We start from the raw sequence: 2,100 nt of genomic DNA on the forward strand, positions 1-2,100 counted from the left end.
CGCGTTTTCCGCAGTCAGCGAACTGCCGATTGTTGCTAGCTGCGTCGCAGCGGCGGCTAACTCTTCGGGTATCGCTTTTAGAAATGACATCAATTGCTCCTAAAGTGTGACGCGGCCGACTTAAGGTGACGGGCCGACTCTGTGTGTTTGCGTATGGGCCCCTGTGAATTGCCGTAAGACCAGTGATCCCCGTCCCCACAGTCCTGATCGAAAGAGCCAGGGGCATGGGCATTTACGGTTTCTTAACGCCGACGCGGGCAGTTTTAACAAGCTCCGGTCGGGTGACATGGCGGTGTGATCTGGTTCCCCATCGGAGGCACCGATTAATGCGCGCGACGCGCGGGTCCTACGCTAAGCGAGGCTTCGGCGCACGTCGGGTAACGAGGTGAGATCGCGTGGGGATGCGATGTCCCAGACTCGGCTCCCGCACGCTAGATTCGCCGCCGGGCCCCCATAGCCCAATTGGCAGAGGCAGCGGACTTAAAATCCGTCAAGTGTCGGTTCGAGCCCGACTGGGGGCACCGCAAAGCAGCATTTAAATACATGTTTAGGGCTGGTCGCGCCAACGCTTGCCAGCCCTCCTGTATGCACGATGTAAACTCGGTTCCATGGAGACGCCAGCCGAGACAACCGAGACGCCTACCAAGTCGATCAAGAGAACCCCAGGTACAGGCGGGGTGATTGACCTGTGGAAGAACAGCGACGGCACACCGACGAAACTCGCCACAGGAGCGTGGGCAGAAGGCAAGGGCAAGCCCCAGGGCATCGGTAAGCGGTGGCGCGGCTGGTACGTCGGAGACGACGGTAAGCAGCACACCAAGCGGTTCCGCATCGAAGCCGAGGCCAAGGGATGGTCCGACACGGAGCGCGGCAAGGTTGTCACGAACCAGTGGGTCAGCCCGGACGTGGGCGCACACACATTCCGCGTCGTGGCGGAGCGGTGGTTCACGACCAAGGAGGGAGCGCAGAAGAAGCCCAAGACGCTCGCGGGATACCGCTCCATCCTGGACACGCTCGTGCTGCCCAGGTGGGGCGATGCCACCATGAGGGAAGTCACCTATCCTGACCTGTCCGCCTGGATCGCCAGCCTGTCGCTGAACGGTTCTCAGGCTGGCACCGGCCTATCGGCCAGCCGCATCCGGCAGACGCACCAACTCATGGGGGCAGTGTTCAAGTACGCGGTAAGGGCTGGGCTGGCGTCCAAGAACATCGTGGCCGAGATCGACCGCCGCCACGACCTGCCAGAAACTACAGAGGCAGAGCAGCACTATCTGACGCACGCCCAGCTCCTGGAGTTCGCGAGGGAAGTGGGACGGTTCGAGACGATGACGCTGATACTCGGCTACTGCGGTTTGCGGTTCGGTGAGGCGGCTGCGCTGCGCCGTCGTGACGTTGGCGACAAGGAGATCACAGTGCGAAACTCCGCCACCTACGTGCAGGGCCAGGGCATCGTAGAGACAGCCACCAAGACCAAGCGGACCCGACGTGTGCCAGTGCCTGGGCCTGTCTGGGATCGGCTAAAGTCGGAGCTGCCTGCCGAGCCTGACGCGTTCGTCTTCCCGAGCCGCAAGGGTGGCCATCTACCGCTTGGGGAATATCGCTGGGCATTCGACAACGCTATGAAGGTGGTCGAAGCCCGCACCGATGCTCGGCGGCAGCAGGAGATCGCCGATGACGGCGAGGCGACGACGCCAACCTTTCCCAGCATCACGCCGCACGATCTACGCCACACCTGTGCATCCCTCGCTATCTCGGCAGGCGCGAACGTCAAGGTCGTGCAGCACATGCTCGGCCACGCCACGGCAGCGATGACGCTGGACCTGTATGGGCATCTGATGAGTGATGATCTGGCCGGGGTGGCTGATGCCTTGGGCAAGGCCATGGCTGCAGCGCAAAAGACCGCCGCATAGAACCCGCGCTTTCAGGCCCTCAACGTCGATCCTGACCGACGTTCGGGGCCTGTCTGGGTTGGGGCATGGCAGTTACGGCACAGGCCAGCTCAGCCTGCGTTTCGTCAAGTGGTTTGGCCCCACTGATCTGCATGAATTTTGGCCCCATGTGGCGGTGTTCGGGTCTTGATCGTTGGTGACTGGTTCGGCT

2 protein-coding genes and 1 tRNA gene are annotated in these 2,100 nt (G+C 62.1%); 2 read left to right on the forward strand and 1 reads right to left on the reverse strand.

Annotation, left to right across the window (positions count from 1 at the left end; translation table 11 throughout):
- The coding region (locus AC2VON_RS02435; protein ID WP_486951511.1) for a PE domain-containing protein at nt 1-90 on the reverse strand (90 nt) is incomplete at its 3' end.
- 357 nt (nt 91-447) lie between these two features.
- Between AC2VON_RS02435 and AC2VON_RS02440 the strand changes: the two genes are divergently transcribed.
- Together AC2VON_RS02440 and AC2VON_RS02445 are read left to right on the forward strand one after the other, a co-directional pair.
- Nucleotides 448-521, forward strand: a tRNA-Leu gene (locus tag AC2VON_RS02440).
- An 87-nt stretch (nt 522-608) separates the two neighbouring features.
- Nucleotides 609-1,910 (forward strand): tyrosine-type recombinase/integrase, encoded by a 1,302-nt coding sequence (locus tag AC2VON_RS02445; RefSeq protein ID WP_486951510.1) that lies wholly within the window; start codon nt 609-611, stop codon nt 1,908-1,910.
- Nucleotides 1,911-2,100 lie beyond the last annotated feature (190 nt).

Source organism: Mycobacterium sp. TH-M82, from assembly GCF_057473605.1.